The 25,503-nt window shown below is 72.1% G+C and carries 21 protein-coding genes; 9 read left to right on the top strand and 12 right to left on the bottom strand.

Annotation, left to right across the window (positions count from 1 at the left end; all coding sequences use genetic code 11):
• The first annotated feature begins 262 nt into the window (after positions 1-262).
• The 3 genes from AC5L30_RS07770 (at position 263) to AC5L30_RS07780 (ending at position 5,669) form a co-directional block, all read left to right on the top strand.
• Positions 263-2,320, top strand: a complete 2,058-nt coding sequence (locus AC5L30_RS07770) for a DNA gyrase/topoisomerase IV subunit B (RefSeq protein WP_494866233.1) — start codon at positions 263-265, stop codon at positions 2,318-2,320.
• Positions 2,321-2,358: 38 nt separating this feature from the next.
• Positions 2,359-4,842 (top strand): DNA gyrase/topoisomerase IV subunit A, encoded by a 2,484-nt coding sequence (locus AC5L30_RS07775; RefSeq protein ID WP_494866234.1) that lies wholly within the window; start codon positions 2,359-2,361, stop codon positions 4,840-4,842.
• A 308-nt stretch (positions 4,843-5,150) separates the two neighbouring features.
• Entirely contained in the window at positions 5,151-5,669 is a 519-nt protein-coding gene (locus tag AC5L30_RS07780; RefSeq protein ID WP_112699877.1) for a TrmH family RNA methyltransferase, read from the top strand.
• Between the two features lie 200 nt (positions 5,670-5,869).
• Here the strand turns inward: AC5L30_RS07780 and AC5L30_RS07785 are convergent, their stop codons facing one another.
• Positions 5,870-6,307 carry a hypothetical protein gene (locus AC5L30_RS07785; protein ID WP_494866235.1) on the bottom strand — a complete coding sequence of 146 codons (438 nt, stop codon included), beginning with the start codon at positions 6,305-6,307 and terminating at the stop codon, positions 5,870-5,872.
• An 87-nt stretch (positions 6,308-6,394) separates the two neighbouring features.
• A complete protein-coding gene (locus AC5L30_RS07790; protein WP_494866236.1) occupies positions 6,395-6,967 on the bottom strand; it encodes a peptidoglycan-binding domain-containing protein in 573 nt (190 codons plus the stop codon).
• Positions 6,968-7,347: 380 nt separating this feature from the next.
• Here AC5L30_RS07790 and AC5L30_RS07795 point away from each other — a divergent pair, with 380 nt between their 5' ends.
• Positions 7,348-10,095, top strand: coding sequence for an AfsR/SARP family transcriptional regulator (locus tag AC5L30_RS07795; protein ID WP_494866237.1), 2,748 nt, complete (start codon positions 7,348-7,350; stop codon positions 10,093-10,095).
• A 13-nt stretch (positions 10,096-10,108) separates the two neighbouring features.
• Here AC5L30_RS07795 and AC5L30_RS07800 read toward each other — a convergent pair whose 3' ends face one another.
• The 7 genes from AC5L30_RS07800 to pseB all read right to left on the bottom strand — a co-directional run bounded on the left by AC5L30_RS07800 (position 10,109) and on the right by pseB (position 17,485).
• Complete coding sequence (locus tag AC5L30_RS07800; RefSeq protein WP_355421817.1) at positions 10,109-10,744, bottom strand: alpha-ketoglutarate-dependent dioxygenase AlkB; 636 nt, start codon at positions 10,742-10,744, stop codon at positions 10,109-10,111.
• Positions 10,745-10,811: 67 nt separating this feature from the next.
• Positions 10,812-11,915 carry a PseG/SpsG family protein gene (locus AC5L30_RS07805; protein ID WP_494866549.1) on the bottom strand — a complete coding sequence of 368 codons (1,104 nt, stop codon included), beginning with the start codon at positions 11,913-11,915 and terminating at the stop codon, positions 10,812-10,814.
• Positions 11,912-12,661, bottom strand: coding sequence for a cytidylyltransferase domain-containing protein (locus tag AC5L30_RS07810; protein ID WP_494866550.1), 750 nt, complete (start codon positions 12,659-12,661; stop codon positions 11,912-11,914). Before AC5L30_RS07810 ends, AC5L30_RS07805 begins: the two co-directional genes overlap by 4 nt.
• A gap of 11 nt (positions 12,662-12,672) precedes the next feature.
• On the bottom strand, positions 12,673-14,499 hold the full coding sequence (locus tag AC5L30_RS07815) for a class I SAM-dependent methyltransferase (protein WP_494866238.1): 1,827 nt from the start codon (positions 14,497-14,499) through the stop codon (positions 12,673-12,675).
• The gene (locus tag AC5L30_RS07820) at positions 14,489-15,337 is read right to left on the bottom strand and encodes a hypothetical protein (protein WP_494866551.1); all 849 of its coding nucleotides are present in this window, start codon (positions 15,335-15,337) and stop codon (positions 14,489-14,491) included. Before AC5L30_RS07820 ends, AC5L30_RS07815 begins: the two co-directional genes overlap by 11 nt.
• Before the next feature lie 10 nt (positions 15,338-15,347).
• Positions 15,348-16,505, bottom strand: coding sequence for a DegT/DnrJ/EryC1/StrS family aminotransferase (locus AC5L30_RS07825; protein WP_494866239.1), 1,158 nt, complete (start codon positions 16,503-16,505; stop codon positions 15,348-15,350).
• On the bottom strand, positions 16,502-17,485 hold the full coding sequence (gene pseB, locus AC5L30_RS07830; protein ID WP_494866240.1) for a UDP-N-acetylglucosamine 4,6-dehydratase (inverting): 984 nt from the start codon (positions 17,483-17,485) through the stop codon (positions 16,502-16,504). Before pseB ends, AC5L30_RS07825 begins: the two co-directional genes overlap by 4 nt.
• Positions 17,486-17,850: 365 nt before the next feature.
• Between pseB and AC5L30_RS07835 the strand changes: the two genes are divergently transcribed.
• A complete protein-coding gene (locus AC5L30_RS07835; RefSeq protein WP_494866241.1) occupies positions 17,851-19,587 on the top strand; it encodes a hypothetical protein in 1,737 nt (578 codons plus the stop codon).
• Positions 19,588-19,684: 97 nt separating this feature from the next.
• Here the strand turns inward: AC5L30_RS07835 and AC5L30_RS07840 are convergent, their stop codons facing one another.
• On the bottom strand, positions 19,685-20,194 hold the full coding sequence (locus tag AC5L30_RS07840; protein WP_494866242.1) for a GNAT family N-acetyltransferase: 510 nt from the start codon (positions 20,192-20,194) through the stop codon (positions 19,685-19,687).
• A 100-nt stretch (positions 20,195-20,294) separates the two neighbouring features.
• On the opposite strand from AC5L30_RS07840, the gene AC5L30_RS07845 reads away from it, so the two are divergent.
• From AC5L30_RS07845 to AC5L30_RS07860, 4 genes are read left to right on the top strand one after another with little or no spacing between them, the layout of a single operon-like run.
• The gene (locus AC5L30_RS07845) at positions 20,295-20,546 is read left to right on the top strand and encodes an acyl carrier protein (protein ID WP_091401397.1); all 252 of its coding nucleotides are present in this window, start codon (positions 20,295-20,297) and stop codon (positions 20,544-20,546) included.
• A complete protein-coding gene (locus AC5L30_RS07850) occupies positions 20,543-21,823 on the top strand; it encodes an AMP-binding protein (RefSeq protein ID WP_494866243.1) in 1,281 nt (426 codons plus the stop codon). Before AC5L30_RS07845 ends, AC5L30_RS07850 begins: the two co-directional genes overlap by 4 nt.
• Positions 21,816-22,571 (top strand): SDR family NAD(P)-dependent oxidoreductase, encoded by a 756-nt coding sequence (locus tag AC5L30_RS07855; RefSeq protein WP_494866244.1) that lies wholly within the window; start codon positions 21,816-21,818, stop codon positions 22,569-22,571. Before AC5L30_RS07850 ends, AC5L30_RS07855 begins: the two co-directional genes overlap by 8 nt.
• 52 nt (positions 22,572-22,623) lie before the next feature.
• Positions 22,624-23,049, top strand: a complete 426-nt coding sequence (locus AC5L30_RS07860; RefSeq protein WP_494866245.1) for a hypothetical protein — start codon at positions 22,624-22,626, stop codon at positions 23,047-23,049.
• 60 nt (positions 23,050-23,109) lie between these two features.
• Here AC5L30_RS07860 and pseI read toward each other — a convergent pair whose 3' ends face one another.
• Positions 23,110-24,162, bottom strand: a complete 1,053-nt coding sequence (gene pseI / locus AC5L30_RS07865; protein ID WP_494866246.1) for a pseudaminic acid synthase — start codon at positions 24,160-24,162, stop codon at positions 23,110-23,112.
• Between the two features lie 133 nt (positions 24,163-24,295).
• Positions 24,296-25,459 carry a glycosyltransferase family 2 protein gene (locus AC5L30_RS07870; protein ID WP_494866247.1) on the bottom strand — a complete coding sequence of 388 codons (1,164 nt, stop codon included), beginning with the start codon at positions 25,457-25,459 and terminating at the stop codon, positions 24,296-24,298.
• Between the last annotated feature and the right edge of the window lie 44 nt (positions 25,460-25,503).

Consider the following 25,503-nt stretch of genomic DNA (forward strand, 5'->3'; position numbering starts at 1 on the left):
TCTCCTCGACCCGGACCGGCGTGCGACCCCGCGCTCAACCGGCCGCGATCACGCGTCAGCGTACCGGTGGCGGTCTCTCTGCGTGGTCCCGTGATCACCCGCCGGCTGTTCGTTGGCTCACGTCCAGAGGGCTGCGCGCGGCGGGTCGCGCGGGGCCTCCGGTGGTTGTCCTAGCCTCGGGCTAGGCTCGCTGCGGCGCGCCACGCCGGCTGATGTCGCCGGTGACCGGCAGCACACCGCCGAGACCGGGGAGTACGACCAGTTGACCGCAGAGCCTGACACCCTGTACGGGGCCGATGACCTCACCCACCTTGAGGGGCTGGACGCTGTCCGCAAGCGGCCCGGCATGTACATCGGTTCCACCGACAGCCGTGGCGTGGGTCACCTCGTCAACGAGATCCTCGACAACTCCACCGACGAGGGTGTCGCCGGGCACGCCACCCACGTCGAGGTGATCCTGCACGCCGACGGCTCGGTGCAGGTCGACGACGACGGCCGGGGCATCCCCACCGACGTGCACGCCAAGTCCGGCATCTCCGGCGTCGAGCTGGTGCTGACCCGGCTGCACGCGGGCGGCAAGTTCGGTGGCTCCGGCTACAAGACCTCCGGCGGTCTGCACGGCGTCGGCGCGTCAGCGGTCAACGCGCTGTCCCGCCGCTTCGACGTGACCGTCCGCCGAGCTGGCAAGATCCACGCGATGTCGTTCCGGCACGGCGTCCCGGGCATCTTCGACGGCGACGGGCCGGACGCCCCCTTCACCGCCGGCCCCGGGCTCCAGGTGACCGGCGCCATGAAGCGCGGCCAGCGCACCGGCACCTCGATCCGCTGGTGGCACGACGCCCGCTACTTCGAGACCGGCGCGGCGCTCGACGTCGACGCCGTCCGGATGAAGCTGCGCAACACCGCGTTCCTGGTCCCCGGCGTGACCTACCTGCTGCGCGACCTGACCGGCGAGACGCCCGCCGAGGAGCGGTTCCACTACCCCAACGGGCTCAGCGACATGGTGGAGTTCCTCGCCCCGGCCGGCGACCGGCCGGTCTCCGGCACCCTGCTGGTAAACGGCGAGGGCACCTACCGGGAGAACGCCGCCGACGCCAACGGCGTCATGCAGTCCAACGTGCAGCGGCGCGCCGAGGTCGAGGTGGCGTTCCGGTGGGGCACCGGTTACGAGCGCACCGTCGAGTGCTTCACCAACACCATCCGCAACGCGCACGGCGGCACCCACCGCAAGGGCTTCGAACGGGCCCTGGTCCGCGCGCTCGCCGACGCGATCCGCAACACCCGCGGTCTGCTCAAGGCCAAGGAGGAGCCGCCCACCCTGGACGACGTCCTGGAGGGCATGACCGCGGTGGTGCACGTGCGGATTCCCGAGCCGCAGTTCACCTCGCAGACCAAGGACGAGCTCTCCACCACCGGCATCACCAAGGTTCTCCAGTCGCTGGTCGACGCGCACATCAAGGCATGGCTGGAGGACCGGCGCACCAAGGCCGAGGCGCGCACCGTCCTACAGAAGATCGTCGACGCCGCCCGGGTGCGACTCACCCAGAAGCAACAGAAGGACGCCGCCCGGCGCAAGACCGCCCTGGAGGGCGCGTCCATGCCGCCGAAGCTGGTCGACTGCCGGGCCACCGGCATCGACCGCAGTGAGCTGTTCATCGTCGAGGGTGACAGCGCCCTGGGGACGAGCCGGATGGCCCGTTCCTCGGAATACCAGGCGCTGCTGCCGATCCGCGGCAAGATCCTCAACGTGCAGAAGGCCAACCTCCAGCAGGTTCTGGACAATGCCGAGTGCGCGGCCATCGTGCAGGTCCTCGGCGCCGGCTCGGGGCGCACCTTCGACCTCTCCGCACTGCGCTACGGCCGCGTGCTGATCATGGCCGACGCCGACGTGGACGGCGCCCACATCCGTACGCTGCTGATCACCCTGTTCGCCCGGTACATGCGGCCGCTTATCGAGGCCGGGCGGCTCTACGCCGCGATGCCGCCCCTGCACAAGATCACCACCAGGGGGCGCAACCCGCAGACCGTCTACACCTACACCCAGGCCGAGATGGAGGGGACGGTCCGCAAGCTGGAGAAGGCCGGCAAGCAGATCGTCACGCCCATCCCACGCTTCAAGGGTCTCGGTGAGATGGACGCCGACGAGCTGTGGGACACCACGATGAACCCGGCCACTCGCGCCGTCCGCCGAATCACCCTCGACGACGTCGACGCCGCCGAACGCATCCTCGAACTGCTGATGGGCGAGAAGGTCGAGCCGCGTCGCAACTGGCTCATCGACTCCGCCGACCGCGTCGACCGCGATGCGATCGACGCATGAGCGCCCGTTCCGTTCCAGTTCCCGTGGAGAGCTGAGTCATGGCACGCCGTAAGGAAAACAAGGTCGACCTCTCCTCGTTCGACCAGGCCGGCGCGCGGGTCTTCGACAACCCGCTGGTCACCGAGGTCTCCGACTCCTACCTGGAGTACGCGTTCTCGGTCATCCACTCCCGCGCCCTGCCCGACGCCCGCGACGGCCTCAAGCCCGTGCACCGGCGCATACTCTGGTCGATGTACGAGCAGGGCTACCGCCCCGACCGTGGGCACGTGAAGTCCGCCCGAATTGTCGGGGATACGATGGGAAAGTACCATCCGCACGGCGACACGGCGATCTACGACGCCATGGTCCGCCTCGCCCAGGACTTCTCCCTCAACGTGCCTCTCATCGATGGGCACGGAAATTTTGGGTCCCCAGACGATGGACCGGCAGCATCGAGATACACCGAAGCGCGGATGTCCCGCGAGGCCATGCTGCTCGTCGGTGAGCTGGGCGAGGACACCGTCGACGTCGAGCCCAACTACGACGGGTCGCTGACCCAGCCGACCGTGCTGCCGGCGGCCTTCCCCAACCTGCTGGTCAACGGCGCGTCCGGGATCGCGGTCGGGATGGCCACCAACATGATCCCGCACAACCTGGCGGAGGTCGTCTCCGCGGCCCGCTGGTTGATCAACCACCCGGACGCCACTCTGGACAAACTCATGGAGTTCGTCCCCGGCCCCGATCTGCCCAGCGGTGGGGTGCTGCTCGGCCTGGACGAGGTGCGCCGGGCGTACGAGACCGGCCGTGGCGTCGTGCGGATGCGCGGCAAGGTGGAGATCGGCCCCATCGAGGGCAGCCGGGGCCGGCAGGCGATCACCGTGGTCGAGCTGCCCTACGGCGTCGGCGCGGAGAAGGTGATCGCCGCGATCACCAACGAGGTCACCAAGACCAAGCGGCTGACCGGCATCGCCGACGTCAAGGACCTCACCGACCGGGAGAGCGGCACCCGACTCGTTGTCGAGTGCAAGGTCGGGGTCAACCCGCAGGCACTGCTCGCCGACCTCTACCGGCTGACCCCGCTGGAGCAGTCGTTCGGCGTCAACAACCTGGTCCTGGTCGACGGGCAGCCGCGCACGCTGGGGCTCAAGGCGCTGCTGGAGGTCTTCCTGGCCCACCGGTACGAGGTGGTCACCCGGCGCACCTCGTACCGTCGGCGCAAGCGTCAGGAGCGGCTGCACCTGGTCGACGGTCTGCTGATCGCGCTGCTGGACATCGACGAGGTGGTCCGGCTGATCCGGGGCAGCGACGACGCCCAGGCCGCGAAGGACGGGCTGATGAGCCGGTTCGGCCTCTCCGACATCCAGGCCACGTACATCCTGGACACTCCGTTGCGCCGGCTGACCAAGTTCGACCGGATCGAGCTGGAGGCCGAGCAGGAGCGGCTGCGCTCCGAGATCGCCGAGCTGAGCAAGATTCTCGACGACGAACGGGTGCTCAGGAAGGTCGTCTCCGACGAGCTGGCGGCCGTGGTCAAGCAGTTCGGCACCGAACGTCGTACGACGCTGGTCGACGGTGACCTCAAGGAGGTGCTGGCCGCGTCCGCGCCGGCTGGCCCGCTGGAGGTCGCCGACGATCCGTGCCAGGTGATCCTCTCCGCGACCGGGCTGGTCGCCCGGACCGCGGCCGAGTCGGAGGAGAGCTCCGAGGGGCGCCGACGCAACGGCCGGGTCAAGCACGACACGGTACGCGCCATCGCGCACTCCACCGCCCGTGGTCGGGTGCTGCTGTTGACCAGCGCCGGTCGGGCGTTCAAGGTCGACGTCCTGCCGCTGCCGGTGCTGCCCGAGCAGGCGGGCACGGTGTCACTGCGTGGGGGTATGTCCGCGGCCGAGCTGGTGCCGTTGGCGGCGGGGGAGACCGTCGTCGGGCTGGCCCCGCTGGGCGGGCAGGCGGAGGGCTCACCGGGGTTGGCGTTGGGCACCCGGCAGGGCGCGGTGAAGATCTGCGCGCCGGAGTGGCCGGTACGCTCCGACGAGTTCGAGGTGATCGGTCTGCGCGATGGTGACGAGGTGGTCGGGGCGACCTGGCTGACCGACGGCACCGAGACGCTGACCTTCGTCACCTCCGAGGCGTCGCTGTTGCGCTTCCCCGCCGGGCTGGTCCGACCGCAGGGCCTCAAGGGCGGCGGTATGGCCGGCATCAACCTGCCGGCCGGGGCGCGCGTGGCGTTCTTCGGCGCGGTGCGCACGGACGACCCGGGGCATGGCGAGCCGATGGTGGTCACCTCCACCGGCGCGACGGTCAAGGTGACGCCGTTCAAGGCGTACCCGGCGAAGGGCCGGGCGACCGGCGGCGTGCGCGCGCACCGCTTCCTCAAGGGTGAGACGGACGTGGCCGTTGCCTGGGTGGGTCCGCGACCGGTCGGCGCGACCGCCACCGGCGACCCGGTGGAGCTGCCCGCGGCGGATCCTCGCCGCGACGGCAGCGGCTTCGCGGTGATGCTCGGCCCAACGGTGGTAGGCCACCTGATCGAACGCGACTAACCCCACCCATCCGCCTCACCGCGCCGTCCCCCGGTCACGCCCGCCGCGTGCCCGGGGGTGTGCGCCGCGCGTGCCCCGCGCGGCCGGCCCCAAGATCCGCACAACTTCGGGGACGTTGCTGCTTCTGGTTTGCCGCAGGCAGCACTTTCCTGATGTTGTGCGGACCTTGTCGCTCGAGCCGCCGCATGGAGTGGGTTCTCCGCAAGCGCGGTATGGTGGGGCCCTCTGTTGTCGGTGAGGGTCCGGGTGCGCCGCTAAGCACCCTCGAACATGATTGCTCCTTTGTCCGGCGGAGTCGCCGGCGCGGCATGAGTGCCGCCATCCGGGTCCGGCCGCGGCGTGAGCTACGCGCCGCCCGCCGGCCCCGGCCACATCGCTGCTGGGGTCACCTGATCGCCGCGCCACTCTGGCCGCTGCACGGCGCGAACCTGGGCACCCTGTTACGTACGTGTGACGCGGTCGGTGCCTGCCTCGCCGTGCCGCCGTTCCGCTGGGTGGACGAGGCCGTGGCCCGGGGCAACACGCTGCGCCGGCCAGGCTGCGTCCACCGGGTCGGCAGCCCGCTGCGTTGGCTGGCCGCCGAACGGGCCGCCGGCACCCGGGTCCTCGGGGTGGAACTGGCCGACGAGGCCGTCCGGCTCGGTGATCTGCCCGCCGCTCGGGGTCGCACCGTGGTGCTGTTGGGCCACGAGGCGACCGGCATCCCGCCCGAGGCGCTCGACCAGCTGGACGCGGCGGTCGAGATTCCCATGGTCGGCCATGGCCACAGCCTGAACGTCGCGGTGGCCGGCTCCCTGGTCCTCTACAAACTGGCCGGCCTCCTCTAGTACGGCAGCCGCCGTTGAGAGGTGTCCCCGGGACCACGTCGCAGCCTTCATCGACGCGCCCGGTCGCCGCTGGATCAATGGCGATCAGGCCGGAGAACCGCAAGGAAGGTCCGGACAACGGGTCCCGTCGTGTCCGGACCTACCTTGCGGTCGCTGGTCACCGCGTGGCGGTCGGGCCACCCGCGATGATGCTCAGTCGGTCAGACCGCCGGGTTGGAGTAGGCCTTGCGCCAGAACGCCGCCTTGGTCCCCGGCCCGGCGATGCCGTCGATGACACCGGTGTAGCCGTTGAACTTCTTCAGGTTGGCCTGTAGCGACACGATCGCCCCCGTTCCCACGATCCCGTCGATGGCGCCCCGGTAGGGAGAGGGCTGTCCGGGCCAGTTGGCCAGGTAGCGCTGCATCGCCTTCCAGCTGTTGGTCCCGAGCGCCCCGTCGATCGTGCCGTTGTAGCCGTACATGGTGAGGATCCACCGCTGGATCCGCTTGGCACCTTGATTGTCAAGGCCGAGGTTGACCACGGCCGCGCTCGCCGGGCCCGCGAAACCGGCCACCGCCACGCCCGATGCCGCCACCGCCAGCAGCCCACCTCGGATCAGCCGGCGACGCGAGACGCCGTTCCGCCCGTTCTGCCCCATGCTCTTCCCTCCATTGGTCGGGATCCTTCTTCCGGATCGGCACACGGGCCGGCGCCCGGCATCCGCCACGTCGTGGTCCTGGCGAGGTCAGCAGGTGCGGGAGTTGTAGGCGGCCCAGTAGGGGCCGCTGCCCTGGGGCGGGTAGAACCGGTAGTTTCCGTCGGGCGAGCGCTGCAGGACGAACTGGTGCGAGCCGTACGGGCTCCTGGAACCCGTCGCCCCGTGGTACACCACGTACAGCCACCCGTTCTGGTTGTCGTGCTGCACCAGCTTGTCGCCGGCCTTCGTCCAGCTGTTCCGGCCTGCGGAGCCATCAGCTGAGAGGCCCTTGTCGCGCTGGAAGTTCCTCGTCGCGGCATCGGTCTGGTCGCCGAAGACGCCGTCGACCCCGGACGAGGGCAGGTAGCCGTTCGCCCAGAGAATGGTCTGCCAGAGGCAGGCGACGTTCGAGCTGCGGTGCGTGGTGACGTTGGTGACGCCTTCGTCATCGAAGTCGTCAGACACTCCGCCGGCGCCATGGACGAACGCCCGGCCCGTGTAGGAGCCGCTGGCCGCGGCTGGCGTGGCGATGGTGACGTTGATGCCGATGGCCAGTGCCGCGCCGATGGCGGGCACCGCGACGCTCTTGAGGACGCGGCGGATGGGGCGGAGCGACGACATGTATCTCCTTTGGTCGGGAATCATGAGCAACGGTGCTGGGGCGTCACGCCAGCCGGCGGTGTCAGGCCCGACACGACGAGGCGAGGTGGCCTCGCGCCAGCTGTGGACAGACGTTCCGTTCGACCTCGCGCCATCGTCGTGCAACCAGGCCCGGCGGATGGGTGCTCTTGGATGGGGCGGTGAGGACGGTAGAACGGTACGGTGGGGCCGGTACAACCGCCGCACAACTGGCGTATAGATCAACTACTCGCCCGCGTTGTCCGGGTGTTGTATACGTGGTGGCACATGGCAGCGCCCACAGGTGAGGTGCCTGGTTGCGTTTCGAACTCCTTGGCCCGTTCCGGGTGTACCGCGACGGCCGGTTGGTTCCACTGGGCTCGGTGAAGCAGCGTCTCCTGCTGGCGACTCTGCTGCTGCGTCCGAATGAGGTCGTCGGCGCCAACGAGTTGGCCGCGATGCTGTGGGGCGACGATGAGCCGGCATCGGCCGCCGCGAACCTGCGCACCTATGTGCGCGGGCTGCGGCGGTCACTGGGCGGTGGGGAGACCTGGGATGGGATAACCGCCGCGGCCGGTGGCTACCTGCTGCGGGTGGGCCCCGGCGAACGGGACCTGGACCTGTTCGACGCCGCGGCGGCGCGGGGCCGTGAGGCGCTCGCCGCTTCCGATCTGGACCGGGCCGAGGCCGAACTCTCCGCCGCGGTGGGCCTGTGGCGTGGCGCACCGCTGTCCGACCTGCCGCTGCGCTCGATGCTGGCCCGGCGGGTGGCGCAGTTGGAGGAGCGCCGGCTGCTCGTCGAGGAGGACTACGCCGAGGCGGTGCTGGCCCTCGGCGCGCCGGCCGACGCCGTGCACCGGTTGCGCGGCCTGCTCGACCGGCACCCGCTGCGGCAGCGGGCGTGGGGCCAGCTGATGGTGGGCCTGTACCGCATCGGAGACGTGGCCGGCGCACTGGATGCTTTCCGGCAGGCCCGACAGACGCTGGCGGAGGAGACGGGCCTCGATCCCGCACCCGAGCTCGTCACGCTGTACGACGACATCCTGCACCACCGCCCGGGGCTGGCGGCGCAACCGCCAACGGGGCCGGACCGGCCGGCGCCGGACACGGCAGTGGGGCCGCTCGTTCAGCGCCCCGAGCAACTGCCGCGTGCGGTGCCGGAGTTCGTCGGACGCAGCGTCGAGCTGGCCGGCCTCGACGGGCTTCTGCACGGCGGGGCTGAGGGGCCGACGAGTGTGGCCATCTCCGTGGTGTCCGGCATGGCCGGAGTCGGCAAGACGGCCCTGGCGTTGCACTGGGCGCACCGGGTTGCCGACCGTTTCCCGGACGGCCAGCTCTATGTGAACCTTCGCGGCTACGACGAAGCCGGCGTGGTGTCCCCGCCCGACGCCCTGTCCGGCTTCCTCGAAGCGCTCGGCGTGCCCCACGCCCGGATACCCTCCGACATGGAGGCGCGGACTGGTCTCTACCGCAGCCTGCTGGCCTCCCGGCGGATGCTCCTGGTGCTCGACAACGCCCGCGACTCCGCCCAGGTGCGCGCCCTGCTGCCCGGTGCGGGCCGCTGCATGGTCGTGGTCACCAGCCGTGACCGGCTCGGCGGCCTGATCGCCGCCGAGTGTGCCACGCCGTTGACACTGGACGTGCTCACGGCGGAGGAGTCGAGGAGCCTGCTCGCCAGACGTCTCGGGGTCAGCCGACTCGCCTCCGAGTCGGTGGCGGTGGCCGACATCATCGAGGCCGCAGGCCGGCTCCCGCTGGCACTGTCGATAGTGGCGGCGCGCGTCGCGACCCATCCCACGTTCCCGCTCAGCGCGATCGCCGCCGAACTGCACTCGTCCGAGGCGAGGCTGGACGCGTTGGCCGACGGCGACGTCCGGCGCGTCTTCTCGTGGTCGTTCCTGGCCCTGGGGGCGGACGCGGCCCGGCTGTTCACCCTGCTGGGGCTGCATCCGGGCCCGGACCTGACCACCGCAGCGGCCTCGGCGCTCGCCGGTGTGTCGGCTGCGGCCGTTACGCCGATCCTGCGGGAACTGACCCGGCTCCACCTGCTGGCGGAGCAGGCGCCCGGCCGGTTCGCCTTCCACGATCTCCTGCGCGCCTATGCGGCCGAGCTCGCACAGTCGTCCGAGCGCGGCGACGAACACGTCGCGGCGCGACAGCGCCTGTACGACCACTACCTGCACGCCGCCTATCCGGCCGCCCGGCTCCTCCAGCCGCAGTGGCCCCCGATCGAGCCGGTGCCGCCGCTGCCCGTACCCGCCAGGCAGCCGGTGACCGATCACGACGGCGCGCTCGCCTGGTTCACGGCGGAGCACCGGGTGCTGGTCCGGGTGGTCCGACAGGCCGCCGAGAACGGCTTCGAAACGTACGCCTGGCAGATCGCGTGGGCGCTGACCACCTTCGTGGCGCCGCGCGGCCTCTGGCAGGACCAGCTCGCCATCCAGGAGGTCGCGCTGGGGGCCGCAGAGAAGATCGACGACCTCGCCGGTCAGGCCGTCGCCAACCGGCTGGTCTCCCGCGCGCTGACCCGACTGGGCGACCGCACCACGGCCGAGTACCGGCTCAAGCGTGCGCTTGAGCTGCACGAACGTCTCGGCGACCCGATCGGCCAGGCCCAGACGCTGCACAACTACTGCGAACTCTGCTACCTGGACGGCCGGCTCGACGAGGCGCTCGCGCACGGTCGTGAGGCGCTGCGGCTCTACCGGCTGGTCGGCAATCACGCGGGCGAAGCCCGGACGCTCAACGCGATCGGTTGGCTGCTCGCCACCACCGGCGATTACGTCCAGGCCATCGCCAGCTGCACCGAGGCCCTCGACCAGCAACGACGGACCGACGACCGCAACGGTCAGGCCGCGACGCTGGACAGCCTCGGCTTCGCCTACGACCGCCTCGGTGAACGCGACCGCGCGGCCGACTGCTACGAGCAGGCGGTCAAACTCTTCCGCGACTCCGCGGACCGGTATCACGAGGCGGAGACCCTCATCCGACTCGGGGACACCCGGGAAGGGATGGGCGACCGGACGGCTGCCGCCGCCGCTTGGCGCCTGGCCGCGCGGATCTACGAGGACGTGGGCGATCCCGCAGCCGAGGAGGTCCGCCGCCGCCTCGAACGAGTGGTTCCGTCCTAGTACTGCCCCAGGGTCAGGCGACGTTGTGGGGGCGGAACTGGACGCTGACTCGGGGGCCTACCGGGCGGGTGGTTTTGGGGATGGCGTGCTCCCAGGTGCGTTGGCAGGAACCGCCCATGACGATCAGGTCGCCGTGGCCCACCGGGAAGCGCAGGCTCTCGCCGCCCCCGCGCGGGCGTAGCAGCAGCGGTCGGGGTGCTCCGAAGGACACGATCGCGACGATCGTGTCGGTGTGCGCCGAGCGGCCGATGGTGTCGCCGTGCCAGGCCACGCTGTCGCGCCCGGAGCGGTAGAGGCACATGCCGGCGGTGACGAAGGGCTCGCCCAACTCGGGGGCGTAGTAACTGGTCAGCGCGGCCCGCGCCGCGGTGAGCACGGGGTGGGGGAGTTGCCTCGCGCCGTCGTACCAGCAGAGCAGGCGGGGCACGTCGACCTCGGCGTCATACATGGTGCGCCGTTCGGCCCGCCAGGGCACCTCGGTGAGCAGGGTGTCGAGGACGGTGTCGGAGCCGCGCACCCAGCCGGCGAGGTGATCGACCCAGGCGCCCCGGCTGAGCTGGTGCCGGCGGATCTGGCCGGGCAGCGGCCCCAGGGTCGGCCCGGCGTCGGCCAGGTCGAGCATCGACGGCTGGTAGGCGGCCTGCGTCATACGGCCACCCTAGCAGCACTTTCGTACACCCGTGCTAGCCGTGAGCCGTGAGCTTGGCCTGCTGCGGTCAGCCCGTGACGGCGGCGGCGCGCACGGCGTCGAACACGGCGTCGACGACCCGCGCCCGGCCCTGCCCGTCGACGGTGGACCAGGCGCGCGCCGCGAGCGTCGCGCGCCGCTGCGGCGAGCTGAGCAACCCGTGCAGGGTCCGTGCCGCCGCCGCGCGGGCGGCTCGCCCGGCGACACCGCCGGCGGTCAGCTCCGGCAGCTCACCGAGGCCGGCGGCCAGGCCGTGCCGCACCACCCGGGTGTACGACTCGCGTTGGTTGTCGACCACGCAGACCAGTGCGCTGGGCGCGCCGAGGCAGCAGAGTTCCCAGGTTGACGTGCCGGCGGCGCTGACCACCAGGTCGGCTTCGGTGATCAGTGCCGGTAGCGAGGTGGTGGGTGGGACCGGTCGGATGATCTGCCCCCGGCCGGGGGTCACGTCCTCGACCTCCGCCTCGATCTCGGGTCGCCCGACGATGACCGTGAGGTCCATCGGGTGACCGGTGGCCACCAGCACCCGGGTCAGGACCGGGGCCGCGCCGACCGCGTCGGTGCCGCCGAAGAAGGCCAGCACCCGGGGGCGGCTGACCGCCGTGGCGGGCGGGGCCACCGGCGGCCGGGCGTTGATCACGCTGTCGCGCAGCAGGGCGTACCCGCTCCCGGCGAGCAGCCGGCCGGGCAGCCCCGCCCCGGCCCCCAGCGCCGTCAGTTCCGCTGCCGAACCGGGCCCGGGCAGGTCGGCGCCGAAGTTCTGGTCGAGGTAGAGGTCCGCGACCTGGCCCCGGCTGTCGCCGTCGATGATGGCGAGGGTGTACACGCCGGCGGCGCGCAGGGCGCCGGCCCCGGCCGGGTCCAGGTCGTAGGAGTCGAGGACCAGCACGTCCAGCTCGTGTCGGCGGGCCGCCTCGACCAGTTCGGCCGCCGAGTCCGGGCCGGGGAGCAGCGGGATGCCTCGCGCGGCCAGTTCGGCGGTGGCCCAGTCGAGCCGTTCGACGGTGCCGAACACGGTGACGTCGGCACCCCGGGCGAGGAACTCCTCGGCGAGCGCCAGGCAGCGGACGAGGTGGCCGACGCCGCGCCGTGGCCCGGCGTCACAGCGCAACCCGACCCTCAGGGTGCTCAGGACTCCTCCAGCTGCTTCTGTCGTACGTCGGCGTTGAGCGCGCGCAACCGGGGCTGACCGTCGAGCCAGTCGGCGAGCTTGGCCAGCGGCACGCTGACGTCACCGAAGTGGTTGATGATCGCGCTGACCAGCGTCCAGTCCTGCTCGGTGTCGAGGGTCAGCCGCAGCGCGGAGCGGTCCGGGGTGAGGGTCACCCCGAGCACCCGGAACAGCTCCGGATGGGTGTACGCGTACGAGGTCACGTGCACCCGGTGGTGGTCGGTGGCGAGCCGGCCCAGGGTGCGCAGCGTCTCCGCTCGGATGATCTCGACGTCCAGCCCTCGGGGCAGGGTCCGGGCGATCGACGTGCTCGCGTAGTCCAGCCCGGGGACTGCCCGGTACACCGACGCGACCAGGGTGATGATCTCCGGGTCGAGCAGCGGGCAGTCGGCGGTGAACCGCATGACGGCGTCGCCCGGGTGCGCCGCGAGGGCGCCCACGAATCGATCGAGCACGTCGTCGACCGGCCCGCGGTGGCACGGCACGTCCAGCCGCGCGCACTCGGCGGCCACCGCGTCGTCGACCGCGTCGGTGCTGGTGGCGACCACCAGGTCGGCCAGGACGCCGCTGTCCCGGGCGGCGCGTACCACCCGGCCCAGCACGGAACGTCCGGCGAGCGGGCGGAGCACCTTGCCGGGCAGCCGGGACGAACCCATGCGCGCCTGCACGATGCCGACGATCCGCGGCCCCGCGGCGACCGAGGGCATCGCTACGCCGCTCACTGCTGCTCCTCCTGCTTGGGGGCGAGCGCCGCGGTGGCCCGGCGTTTGGCGGCCCGGGCGCCCCGCTTGGCCAGCCGGGCCGGGGTGATGGCGAGTCGGCCCACCCGGTAGCTGATCGACCCGCTGAGCAGGCCGATCGTCGCCTCGGCCCGGCGCAGCGCCCGTTCCCGTGAGGTGAGCAGCTCCTCGGTCCAGGCGGTCAGCGCGGCCAGCCGGGTGAGTTCCTCGCGCTGGCGCAGCCACGCCTCGCGCAGCTGCTGGTAGCTGTGCCCGCCGACCGGCGGGTCGGTCGGCGCGACGGCGTGCAGTTCGGTGGCGAGGTCGACCCTGCCGCCGAGGTCCAGCCCGTGCAGCGCGGCGGCGATGGCGGCCTCGGCCTCGACCGCCTCGCTGACGGTCGCCCGGTCGAGGTCGTGGCCGGCGAGTCCGCCGAGCACCACGGTCAGGCCGGCGACGTCGAGAGTGGACGACCACGGGTGGGCGTACCCACCGGTGAGCAGGCCCGCCGCGAAGCGCCACAGCCCGCGGGCGAGCACCACGTCGGCGGGCAGCGCTGCGGTGGCCCGCCAGCTGGGGTCGAGCACCGCGTACCGCTCGCCGTCGACCACCACGTTGTCGGTGCCGGCCAGCGCCGCCGCGCCGGCGATCCGGCCGTCCGTGTCGGCCTGGTCGGCGAGCCAGCCCGCGTACCCGCGCAGCAGCGTCCGCAGGGTGCCCAGGTCGCGGCGCAGGGCCGCGTCGAGCAGCAGGGTACGCAGCAGCCGGCCGGCCGGCACCGGCCCGGACAACGCGTCCGCGTCCCGGTACGCGGCCTCGCGGCTGGCGAACGGCGCGACGGCCGGCGTCTCCGCGTCGGCGGCCGGGATGAGCCCCCAGCGCCACCCGGAGGGGCCGTGCAGCACCTGCAGCACGCCGATCCCGGGGCGACCGGTCTGCACGAGCGCCACCGGCAGCTCCCGGTAGGCGGTCGGCGTGGTCGGGTCCGTGGGGTTGGCGGGCCGGTGGGCGAGCGTCAGCCAGCCCGGTGCGAGGTCGGCGGCGCGCCCGGCGTGCAGCGCGTCCACCGCCAGCCGGGCCGGGTCCTGGAGCACGGTGGCGCTGGTGAAACCCCCGGCGCAGGCGCCGTGCAGCACCGCGTCGAACAGGCCGGAGCCCGCGTCCCGGTCCAGGTAGTCGGCGTCCAGCAGCGCCGTCGGGGTGCTGACATCGGGGTACGCGGCCCAGCACGCGGCCGGCCGCAGCCCCACCGCGCTGAGCCGCTCGCGCAGCTGGTTCCGGTTGGCCGGGTGGGCGCGGTCCAGCACGCCGCCGATCACCCAGGCGGAGTCGTCCCGGCGGGCGTACCAGGGGGTGGTGTCGACCAGCCGGTGCAGGCCCAGCGGGTTGTCCAGGCGCAGCAGCAACGCGCCACCCGGTCGCACCGCGGCGACGAGTCGTGCCAGCACACCGTCCCAGCCGAGCCGGGTGCCCTCCACCGACTCCACCGGGTCCAGCCCGGCGGCCGCGATCACCACGTCGTACGTCTCGTCGTCGGGCAGCCCGGCCGGTCCGCCCACCACCACGTGGGCGGCCCGGTGCGCCAGCGCCACCGCGTCCGGGTGGCTGCGCAGGAGGCAGGTCACCTCGGCGTGGGTGAGCTGGTCGAGCAGCGCCGGGTCGTGCGGACCGGCCACCAGGACCCGGGCGCCGGGCGGCACCAGCCGGGCGGCCAGCGCGGCGAGGGGCCCACCGTTGGCCAACCGTTCCGGCGGCAGGTCCGACCAGGCCAGCATCTCGCCGCCGGGCAGGGTGATCCGGCCGGCGGGTGCCGTCTCAGTCGTCACGGTCTTCCTCTTCTTCCTGGAGGTTCGCCCAACCGAGCAGCTCGCGGAGCTCGGCCGGCGTGCAGCGGTGGTCGGTGCCCAGCTCGGCGCGGGCGATCTCGACCGCGGTGGGCAGGTCGACCGTGGTGCCGTGCAGCTGCGGCCACTGCCGCCGGATCCGGGCGGTGCCGCCGAAGGTCGGGTCCTCGTTGGACAGGATCATCGGGTCGCCGTAGACCGCCGGTTCGCACCCCGCCGCGATGCCGTAGAAGATCGCGCTGGTCAGTCGGTTGGATGCTACCCGGCGGTGACGGCGCAGCTCGGTGAGCTGCCGGTCGAGGAACTCCGGGTCGGTGTCCTTCCACCAGTGTCCCCGGTAGCCGTGGCAGATCACCCGGAACCCGGCACGCTCGTAGAGCCGGCGCACGTTGCGCATCCGGTACTCGTGCCAGTAGAGGCAGACCGTCACCGGGCCGGGCTCGGTGTCCTGGATGAGGGCGATCAGTTTGCGGTGGTCGCCCTTGACGTGCTGACCCTCCCAGCCGTGGAACGGGTACCAGATGGTGCCCTCCCGCTCCTCGACCGGTGGTTCCTCGGGTCGCATGGCCAGCAGGTAGCTGAACGGCGCGCCGATGACGACCACGTTGCGTCGCCCCACCGACCAGGCCCGGCGGCGGGTCTGCTCGGACCAGAGCAGGCTGGGGGTGCGCTCGGCGTACGGGTGCCCGGGGGCCAGACCGTCACCGATGTTCCAGCCGTGCTGCACGTACCCGTTGATCCGTGGTGGGTGCCGGTCGCCGAGGCCGGCGTACCGGGCCAGCACGTGCGCGTGGCCGTAAAAGTGGTTGGCGTGGTGCATCAGGTTCCCATCAGGCGGCGGCACGCACCGAGCCGACCCGCACCGCGGCGGTCAGCGCGTCGATGACGCGGTCCTGGTCGGCGTCGCTGAGCCCCGGGTAGAGCGGCAGCGACAGCTGCTGGGAGTAGAACGACTCGGCCACCGGGCAGGATCCCCGTCGGTACCCCAGGTCGGCGAAGGCCGGGTGCCAGTGCACCGGGATGTAGTTGACCTGGACCCCGATGCCGGCGGCCCGCATCCGGTCGTACACCTCGCGGCGACGACCGTCGAGCACCCGGATCGGGTAGAGGTGCCAGGCCGGGTCGGCCCACGACTTGCGGTTCGGCAGCAGCACGCCGTCCAGGTCGGCCAGCGCCTCGTCGTAGCGGGCGACCAGGGCGCTGCGGCGGGCCGTGAACTCGCCGAGCCGACGCAGTTGGCTGCGGCCCAGGGCGCAGAGCACGTCCGGTAGGCGGTAGTTCAGCCCGAACTCGTGGACCTCGTAGTACCAGCCGCCCTGGTCCTCGAAGCGCAGCTGGTCGCGATCGCGGACCACGCCCACGCTGCGGAACCGGCGGGCCCGCTCAAGGACCTGTGGGTCCAGGGCGGCGACGGCACCACCCTCGGCGGTGGTCAGGTTCTTGGTGGGGAAGAACGAGAACGTGGTCAGGTCGGCGAGCGAGCCGACCGGTCGACCGTGGTACGTGCCGCCGATCGAGTGCGCAGCGTCGGCGAGCAGCAGCGCGTCGCTGCCCACCATCGACGTGCGCAGGGCGTCGTAGTCGGCCGGGTGACCGGCGTAGTCGACCGCGGCGACGACCTTCGTCCGCGAGGTGACCGCGGCGGCGGCCGCCGCCGGGTCGAGGCAGAAGGTCTCGTCCTCGACGTCGGCGAACACGATCGTCGCGCCGAGGGCGGCCGCGCTGCTGGCGGTCGCCACGAACGTCATCGGCGACACCACCACCTCGTCGCCCGGGCCCACCCCGGCGGCCGCGTACGCCACGTGCAGCGCCGCGGTGCCGTTGGACACGGTGGTGACGCCCACCCCGCCGGTCCACCGGGCGAGGTCGGCCTCGAAGGCGTCGACCTGCGGACCGGTGGTGAGCCAGTCGCCGCGCAGCACGTCGGAGACGGCCGCGACGTCGTCCTCGGTGACCGAGTGCCGGCCGTACGGGAGCATCCCCGTCATCCGTTGATGCCGAGCATGTCGCGCAACTGCTCGATGGTGAGCCACTCGTCGTTGGTGTCCGACTGGTAGGCGAAGCCGTCCGGCACCGGGTCGCAGCCGACCGGCGCCTGGTAGCCCCAGGTGGCGATGGTCGGCTGGACGATGAACCGGCCGTCGGCGCGCAGCGTCCGCCGGCTGTCGTCGGGCGCGATCATCTCCTCGTGCAGCTTCTCGCCCGGCCGGATTCCGATCTCGTGGGTGGTGGCGTCCGGGGCCACGGCCTCGACCAGGTCGAGGATGCGCATGCTCGGGATACGCGGCACGAACAGCTCGCCGCCCTGCATCTGGTCGAACGAGTCCATGACGAACTGCACGGCCTGGTCGAGCGTGATCCAGAAGCGGGTCATCCGCTTGTCGGTGATCGGCAGGCTCTTGCCCTCGGCGGCCAGCCGGCGGAACAGCGGGACGACCGAGCCGCGGCTGCCCACCACGTTGCCGTAGCGCACCACCGCGAACCGGGTGGGGTGCTGGGCGGCGTAGTGGTTGGCCGAGACGAACAGCTTGTCGCCGACCAGTTTCGTCGCGCCGTACAGGTTGATCGGGCTGGACGCCTTGTCGGTGGAGAGCGCGATGACCTTCTTGACGCCGGCCTCGATCGCCGCGTCGACGACGTGCTGCGAGCCGGTGATGTTGGTGGCGATGTACTCCGACGGGTTGTACTCCGCCGTGTCCACCTGCTTCAGCGCGGCGGCGTGCACCACGTGGTCCACGCCGTGCATGGCCCGGGTCAGGCGGTGCCGATCCCGGATGTCTCCGATGAACCAGCGCAGCCGCGGGTCGTCGCCGAGTTGCTGGCGCAGCTCGTACTGCTTGAGCTCGTCTCGGGAGAACACCACCACGCGGGCGGGGTCGGCCTCGTTGAGGATGTGCCGGAGGAACGTCCTGCCGAAGGAACCAGTTCCCCCGGTGATCAGAATGGACGATCCATTCAACTCACTCAATGTGGTGCTCCCGTGATCGTGGATGAACGAGCGGCCCTGGGCCGGCCGACCGGGGTGACACGCTAGCCATGGCGGGTTAACTCCTCGGCGCTCGCGGGTGAACCGCAACCCCTGCTCCCGTGAATGCCGGACACCGCGTAGGCGAACACTTTCGACCGCCCGGGACGGGGGCTGACCTGGCCGGATCGGGCCGCTACAGTGACCGCGCGAATGACCCGGCGGCCCTGCGCGAAGCCGGTTCCCGTGTTCACCCGACATTCACACCAGCTTGATGCGAGCGGGCCACCCCGAGCGTCACCGACGCCGGCCGACGGGCTCGTCGGATCCGCGCGGGCCCGGCCCGGCCGGCAATTCTGGAGGCGTTGATGGCACCCGGTAGTGACGTGGTCGAACGGCCGGCGGTGGTGGCCGAGACGCCGAGTGACCAGCCCGCCCGGCGTTGGCTGGTGCCGCTGCTGCTGGTCCTCGGTTGGGTGCTCAGCGTGGCCTGGCGGATGTGGTGGTCCCGGCACATCGTGCTGCCGATCGCGCACACCGACGAGGACAGCTACCTGAACACCGCCCGCGCGCTGGCCGGCGGCCCGGGGGGCTTCAGCAGCGAGAACGACCTGCTGCGCCGGGTCGGCTACCCGATGCTGATCTCGCCGGCGTTCCTCGGGGACCGGGACTTCACCGACAGCTACCGGATCGTCCAGCTGATCAACGCGATGGTGAACTCGATGCTGCTGCCGCTGGCGTACCTCTTCGGTCGCCGCCTGTTCCAGCTGCGCCGCTCGTACGCGCTGCTCGGCGCGGTCGCGGCGGTGACCCTGCCGGCCACCGCCTTCTACGCGGGCGTTGCCATGATCGACGCGGTGATGGCGCCGCTCGTGGTCGCCTGGCTGCTCGCCGTACACCGCTGGATCACCCGGCCCGGCCCGCTCGCCGCCGCCACCGTCGGCCTGCTGGTCGGCGGTTTCCACCTGCTGCACTCCCGCGGCCTGGTGATCGTGGCCGTGCACGCCGGGCTGGTCCTGCTGCTGTTCGTCCGCCGCCGGATCAGCCCGCCGGTGGTGCTCGCGGCGCTGCTGCCGGTGCTCGCCATGGCGCTCGTCAACGAGGCCGCCATCCGTTACCTCGGCGGCAAGGTCTACCTGCTCGGCAGCACCCCCGGCGGCGGCACGCTCGAGGCGATCGCCTCCGCCCAGGGTGTGGTCCGGGTGAGCGCGGCGGTCACCACCCAGCTCTGGTACCTCGTGGTGATCACGTTCGGGATGGCCGGGGTGGCCTGGGCCGGCGCGGTGCGCGAGCTGTGGCGTCCACGGCACGGCGACGCGGCCCGCTGGACGATGGGCGTGGCGCTCGCGGTGACCGTCGGGGTGGCCGGCGGCGCGTCGGTGATCCTGTCCGGCATCACCGGCAAGCCGTTGGACGCGATCTACGGCCGCTACGTGCAGATGCTGGCGCCGTTCTGGCTGCTGGTCGGGCTGGGGGTGCTGTTCACCGCCGGGTGGCGGGTGGTGCTGCGCCGGGCGGCCGTCGCGGTGGCGTTGCTGGTCGGTGGCGGTGCGCTGATCGCGGCCCGACTCGCGTACGTGGCCAGCCAGGGCCACCAGCTGCGCTACGGCGGTTTCAGCGCGCCGGACCTGGTGGCGTTGACCGGGGGCTGGGAGGAGCTGCGACCGGTCGTCGGGTCGCTGGTCGGCATCGCCGGCTGTGTGCTGCTCGTCGCCGCGGTCCGGGTGCCCCGCCTGCGGCTGCCGATCCTGGGCGCCCTCGTGGTGGTCAACCTCGTCACGATGCAGGTGATCGACCAACGGATCGTGCGACCGACCGCCGAGAGCACCGCCCCGACGCCCCGGGTGGCCGACGTCGGCGTACGCCCCGGTGAGCGGGTGTGGGCCTCGACCGGGGTGCACTACGTCCTCCGGTTCAACCTCAGCCACCAGGTGACCTGGACCGACGTCCGGTGGTTCGGCGACAAGCAGCCACCGGCCGCGGCCCAGGTGGTGTTCGCCCGCTGGGCACCCGGGCAGGCCGACGACTGGGACGGCGCGGCGTACGGCTTCGTCCGGCTCGGCGGGAACCCGGAGCAGCACTGGGCGGCCTGGCGGCGGACCTGACCCACCCCGGTGGACACCGCTAGTCGTGAACGGCGGATGTCCACCGGGAGCACGGTCGGTTAATGGTTCCGGTCCATTACGGGAAACTGTCCGACAATCAACGCTGACGACGGTCCGCCCGAGCCAGTGAAATCGGGATGACCGTGATTTCCCGACCGTCCGACAGCTCCTGTCTCGGGGTGCCCTCGACGAATCGGAAACGCCGGTTCATCTGGCGTACGACGGTATTGTGGCCGAGCACCTCGCCGTCGAGTCGGTCCAGGTGCAGCCCGTCGAAGGCGTACTCGACGGCCTCCCGCATGACCCCCAGCCAGGCGGGCAGGGTCTCGTCTCGCCGGTCCAGCCCGTCGGCGTCCAGATAGAAGCCCCAGGCGCCGGTGCGGGGGCCGTCCAACCGCAGGTCGAAGAAGGTGACCACCCCGCAGGGTCGGTCGTCGCGGACGTACACCAGCACCCGCCGCGACGGGTCGTCGCGGACCGCCGACCACCACCGGGCGTGCTCCTCGGCGGTGATCTCGTGACTGGTCTTGCTGACCTGTCGATTGGTTTCCTGATTACGCCAGGACAACATCAGATGAACGTCGTCCGCCGTCGCTTCGCGCAGCACGTGCGTCTCGCTTTCCTAGCCGTTCACGTCGGGTCCCGGCACCTTACCTGGGCCTACCGGGAAATCAGATATGCATTCGTTGGGTTGTAGACTGCGGCGCATGAACGAATTGAGTCGCGCGCAGATCCGCGACCTCATGGCTCAGGTGCTGAAGAACCAGGACAAGGAGCTGCCCGCGGACGACGCGGCGCAGTTGCGGGAGATCGGCTTCCGGTCACTCGACTTCTCCGAGCTGGCCCTGCGGGTGGAGGACGAGACGGGGGAGGAGCTCAACTTCGATGCCCCCGGGCTGCGTCGCATCGCCACCGTCGGGGACGTCCTCGACTTCCTCGTCGAGCTTCAACACCAGTGACCGTCGCGACGTCGCGCCAGCCCGTTCCCGCGCACCCGGAGCCGGCTGGTGTCGACAACCGGCTCGTCGTCGGCGGCGCCGCGCTGACCTGGCGCTCGCTGCCGACGCCCACCCTGCCCGACCCGGCGGCGGTGCTCGCCCACTCGGCCACGCACGCGCTCGCCGCGGCGCGGCAGCACGCCGTGCACGGCACTGAGCTGCTGCTCAGCACCGCGAGTCGGGTCGACGCGGCGATGCGCGCCGAGCTGTTGGAGGCCGGGTTCACCGTCGGCGACCTCGACGACGATGGCGTGCACCCGAGCGCACCGGCCCGGCCGCGAGCCGCCGAGCCCGGCCGGCTCTGGCTGCTGACCTCGGGTTCCACCGGGCGTCCGAAGCGGGTCGGGCACACCCTCGACACGCTGACCACCGTGCGGGCCGACCAGCCCGACCGCACCTGGCTCTGCCCGTACGCCCCCGGCACGTACGCCTGGTGGCAGGTGGTCACCCTGTCGTTGACCCAGCCCGGCCAGCACCTGGTGGTGGTCGAGCCGGACGAGTTGGACGACTGGCCCTCGGTCGCGGCCGCGCACGGGGTCGATTCGGCCTCCGGCACCCCGACCTTCTGGCGGCGCACCCTCTACCGCGACGCCGACGCGCTGGCCCGGGTGCCGCTGCGTCAGATCACCCTCGGCGGCGAGCCGGTGGACCAGGCGATCCTGGACCAGCTACGGGAAGTCTTCCCGACGGCCCGGATCTCCTGGATCTACGCGTCCTCCGAGGTGGGGGCGTCCATTGTGGTGCACGACGGGCGGGCCGGGTTCCCGGTCGACTGGCTGGACCGGGAGACCCCGGGGCGGCCGACGCTCTCCGTCCGCGATGACGAGCTGGTGGTCACCTCCCCGTACCACGGGGCCGGTCTGGCCGGCCCGATCCGCACCGGCGACCGGGTGCAGGTGCTTGACGGCCGGGTGCTGATCACCGGCCGGCTGGACTCCGACGAGATCAACGTCGGTGGCAGCAAGGTTTCCGCCGGCGTGGTCCGCGGCGTGCTGGCCGGGCATCCGGCGGTGGCCTGGGCCCGGGTGACCGGCCGCCGCGCCCCGGTGCTCGGGCGGATGGTGGTCGCCGAGGTGGTCCTCGCCCCGGCCGGCGCGGCCTCCGCTGACACCGGTGTGCCGGACGAGGCCGCGCTGGTCCGCTGGTGCGCCGACCGGCTTCCCGAGCACGCGGTGCCGCGCCGAATTCGCGTCCTGACCGACATTCCCGTCAAGGAGACCCTGAAGAGCGATGTCTGAGCCCGCCGACACCCAGCTCGTCCCGCCCAGCTCCGTGGTCCTCGTCTCCGGCGGTTCCCGTGGCCTGGGCCTGGCTATCGTCACCGACCTGCTCGACGCGGGCGTCCGCGTGGCCGCGTTCGCCCGCACCATCACCCCGGAGCTGGAGAAGCTCGCCGCCGAGCACCCCGACCGGGTGCACGTCGGCTCGGTGGACGTCACCGACCTGCGCGCCGCGCAGAGCTTCATCCGCGAGGTGGAGCAGCGCCTCGGCCCGATCGACGGCATCGTGAACAACGCCGCCATGGGGCAGGACTCCCTGCACGCGCACACCGCCACCGACGACATCGCCCGGATCATCGAGACCAACCTGACGGCCCCGCTCCAGCTGACCCGGCTGGTGATCCGCCGGATGCTCGCCAAGGGGCTGCGCGGGCGGATCGTCAACATCACCTCGATCTGTGGGCAGCGCGGGTTCCCGGGCCTCGTCGCGTACTCGGCCACCAAGGGCGGGATGGACGCCGCCACCCGCTCGCTCGCCCGCGAGCTGGGCGGCCGGATGCTGGTCAACTCGGTCGCGCCCGGCTTCTTCGCCTCGGAGATGTCCGCCGTGCTCGGTCCGACCCAGCTCGACCAGATTGTGCGCCGTACCCCGACCGGTCACCTGACCGAGCCGGTGGAGGTCACCCCCGTGGTGCGGATGCTGCTGCGGGAGCACACCAACATCAACGGCCAGGTCATCGTGGTGGACGGTGCCGCCGCCATCTGACCTGCGGCCGGTTCCCCTTCCGGTGGAACCGGCGCGGCACGGCGGGGCCGCCGTGCCGCGTCCGGTGCCGGGGCTGCTCGCCGCCGCCGAGCAGCACCTGCGCATCGGCTCACCGACCGCGATGGCCGACGCGGTGACCCGCAGCCACCTCGACGACGGACGGTGCGTCGGCTGGTACGGCCCACCGGTGCCCGGCTGGCGGGTGGCCATCGACGCGGAGCGCGCCGACGCCCCGGTCCCTGCGGCGCTGGCCCGCCGGTTCGGCGCGGGTGACTTCTGGGCCCGGTGGACCCGGGCCGAGTGCTGCTGCAAGCTGGCCGACGTGCCGATCGCGACCTGGTGGCGCTGGCACGGGCTGGGCACTCCGGCGGACGGCGCCGCGCTCTGGCGGACCCTGCGTACGGCTGACCTGGTGGTCACCGTCGGGTTCGCCCCGACCCTCCCGCCCCGCGATCTTGCACTTTCTGACGCCGAATAACGGCTTTCGCGCCTTCAGTCGGGACAGTAACTGCAAGATCGCCGGGGCGGGGGTGGGACGTTAGATCAGGTCCCAGCTCAGCGGGGTGCCGCGGGGGACGTCGGTGGCGAAGGTGCGGCCCAGTACCCGGTCGATCTCCACCGGGGCCAGCCCGCCGGCCGGCCGGATCGAGCGGACATTCTGCGCGGTCACCGGGTCGCCGGTCCGGACGTCCTCGACCACGAAGAGCGACCGACGGAACCGCAGCCCCTCCCGCTCGGCGGGAGTCGGGCCGATCGCGGTGCCGCCCAGCGCCGCGTACGCCCGGCCGGACTCGGCGACCAGGGCGGTGAGCTCGGCCGGGTTCAGGGAGAAGTCCGAGTCCACGCCGCCGTCGGCCCGGTCCAGCGTGACGTGCTTCTCGATGAAGCAGGCGCCGAGCGCCACCGAGGCGACCGCCACCCCGATGCCGGGCGTGTGGTCGGAGAGCCCGACCGGCAGGTCGAACGCACCGGCCAGCACCGGCAGCCGGCGCAGGTTGCTGTCGGCCGGCGGCGCCGGGTAGGACGCGGTGCAGGCCAGCAGGACGATGCCCGCCGCGCCACCGGCCCGGGCGGTCCGTACGGCGGCGTCGATCTCGGCGACCGTCGCCATTCCGGTGGAGATCACCATCGGCTTGCCGGTGCTGGCCACCAGCCGGATCAGCGGCAGGTCGACCAGCTCCGACGAAGCGATCTTGTACGCGGGCGCGTCCAGCGACTCCAGCAGCTCCACGGCGGTCGCGTCGAACGGCGACGAGAAGACGGTCAGGCCACGCTCACGGGCCCGCGCGAAGATCGGGGCGTGCCACTCGTACGGGGTGTGCGCGCGCTCGTAGAGGCGGTACAGGTTCTCCCCACCCCACAGCTCGTGCCCGCTGGAGATCCGGAACGCCGGGGTGTCGACGTCGATGGTGATGGTGTCCGGCCGGTACGTCTGGAGCTTGAGCGCGTGCGCCCCGCTCTCGGCCACCGCGTCGACGATCGCCAGCGCCCGGTTCAGATCGCCGTTGTGGTTGCCGGACATCTCGGCGACCACGAACGGTCGCTCCCCGGCACCGACCACGTGTGGTCCGATCTTGATTGTCGCCGTCATTCCGACCTCTGCTCGGGTACGCCCGCACCGGGGTGCGGTGGTGCTGTCGTCGTCCACCCGGCGGGCGGACGACCTGGAAAACCAGGGCGCCGGGAGCCGCCCCGGCTCCCGGCGTGCTCGGTGAAGGGGTTGATCACGGCAGCCGGCCAGCGGCCAGCGCGTCGCGCCGCTCCGGCGCGAGCCCGTCGTCAGGTGTCTCCGCGCTGCCCGCCGCTCGGCCCGGGTCCTCGTCGGCGGTGAGCGAACCGCTGTCGGCGCCGCCCGCCGGGCCGGGCCGACGCAGACGACCAGCGACCCGGTGGGCCTGGCGCAGCGCCGAGTACGCCAACCAGTCACCCCGCCCGATGAGGCGGTGCTTGAGCCCGGTCACGCCCGGGGGCAACGGGTAACCGCCGGTGGGCAGGTACCGACGGTAGTGCGCGGCGGCCCGGTGGAAGAAGTCGCGCCGCAGGTGTGGGTGCAGCCGGCCGTCGTTGCCCACCACCACCAGGTAGTGGCTGATCATCAGCTCGAACAGCTCGGCCTGCAACCGGTCGTCCGGGTGCTTGCGGGCGACCCAGTCCATCAGCCGCTCGTACTGGGCGAAGGCGTCGAAGTGCCGGCCGCTGCGGGTGGAGGTGATGGCGCCCTGGCGGCCCTGGCGGTACAGGTAGCAGACCCGGTCCAGCACGGAGATCTTCTCGGCCCCGATCAGCAGGGGATGGCTGAACGGGATGTCCTCGTACCAGCCGGGGAAGAACCGCAGCTCCAACTGATCCATGAAGTCCCGGCGGACCACCTTGTTCCAGGCGGTGTGCTGCACCCGCAGCAGCTGCGGCTGGTCGGCCAGCCGGGTGACGCCGGAAATCCCGCGCAGCAGCGGGCTGCTCGCGTCGACCTCCCGCCGGCCGTCGTCGTGCACCCGCAGGTGGTCGAGCATCAGCACGTCGGGCTGGTGCTGGCGCAGCCGGTCCAGCACCGCCGCGATGGTGCCCGGCGGTAACCAGTCGTCGCTGTCGACGAACCAGACGTACCGGCCGGTGGCCACGTCGAGCCCGGCGTTGCGGGCCAGCCCCAGACCCACGTTGCTGCTCAGGTGCACGACGCGGACGCCGGCGCGGCCGACCGCGTACGAGCGGAGCATGTCGCCGCAGCCATCCGGGGAGGCGTCGTCGACGGCGATCAGCTCGACCGCGTCCGACTCGGCCGCGGGGATGTCGGCCCGGATCGACTCGAGGCACTGGTACAGGTACGCCTCGACGCCGTACACGGGCACGACGATGCTCAGCAGCGGTGCGTGCGTCGGCTCATTGACCACGTCCGCCACCTTCGACGACCCGGGTGGCCGGCCCCGGAACCTGA

It is taken from the genome of Micromonospora sp. BQ32 (assembly GCF_059358895.1).

Coding starts and splice junctions, on each gene's coding strand:
- AC5L30_RS07790 (WP_494866236.1), bottom strand. CDS start 6,967: ATGTCGTCGCTCCGCCCCATCCGCCGCGTCCTCAAGAGCGTCGCGGTG.
- AC5L30_RS07835 (WP_494866241.1), top strand. CDS start 17,851: ATGGCACCCGGTAGTGACGTGGTCGAACGGCCGGCGGTGGTGGCCGAG.
- AC5L30_RS07785 (WP_494866235.1), bottom strand. CDS start 6,307: ATGGGGCAGAACGGGCGGAACGGCGTCTCGCGTCGCCGGCTGATCCGA.
- AC5L30_RS07855 (WP_494866244.1), top strand. CDS start 21,816: ATGTCTGAGCCCGCCGACACCCAGCTCGTCCCGCCCAGCTCCGTGGTC.
- pseI (WP_494866246.1), bottom strand. CDS start 24,162: ATGACGGCGACAATCAAGATCGGACCACACGTGGTCGGTGCCGGGGAG.
- AC5L30_RS07825 (WP_494866239.1), bottom strand. CDS start 16,505: ATGACGGGGATGCTCCCGTACGGCCGGCACTCGGTCACCGAGGACGAC.
- AC5L30_RS07800 (WP_355421817.1), bottom strand. CDS start 10,744: ATGACGCAGGCCGCCTACCAGCCGTCGATGCTCGACCTGGCCGACGCC.
- AC5L30_RS07810 (WP_494866550.1), bottom strand. CDS start 12,661: ATGCCCTCGGTCGCCGCGGGGCCGCGGATCGTCGGCATCGTGCAGGCG.
- AC5L30_RS07775 (WP_494866234.1), top strand. CDS start 2,359: ATGGCACGCCGTAAGGAAAACAAGGTCGACCTCTCCTCGTTCGACCAG.
- AC5L30_RS07780 (WP_112699877.1), top strand. CDS start 5,151: ATGAGTGCCGCCATCCGGGTCCGGCCGCGGCGTGAGCTACGCGCCGCC.
- AC5L30_RS07845 (WP_091401397.1), top strand. CDS start 20,295: ATGAACGAATTGAGTCGCGCGCAGATCCGCGACCTCATGGCTCAGGTG.
- AC5L30_RS07820 (WP_494866551.1), bottom strand. CDS start 15,337: ATGCACCACGCCAACCACTTTTACGGCCACGCGCACGTGCTGGCCCGG.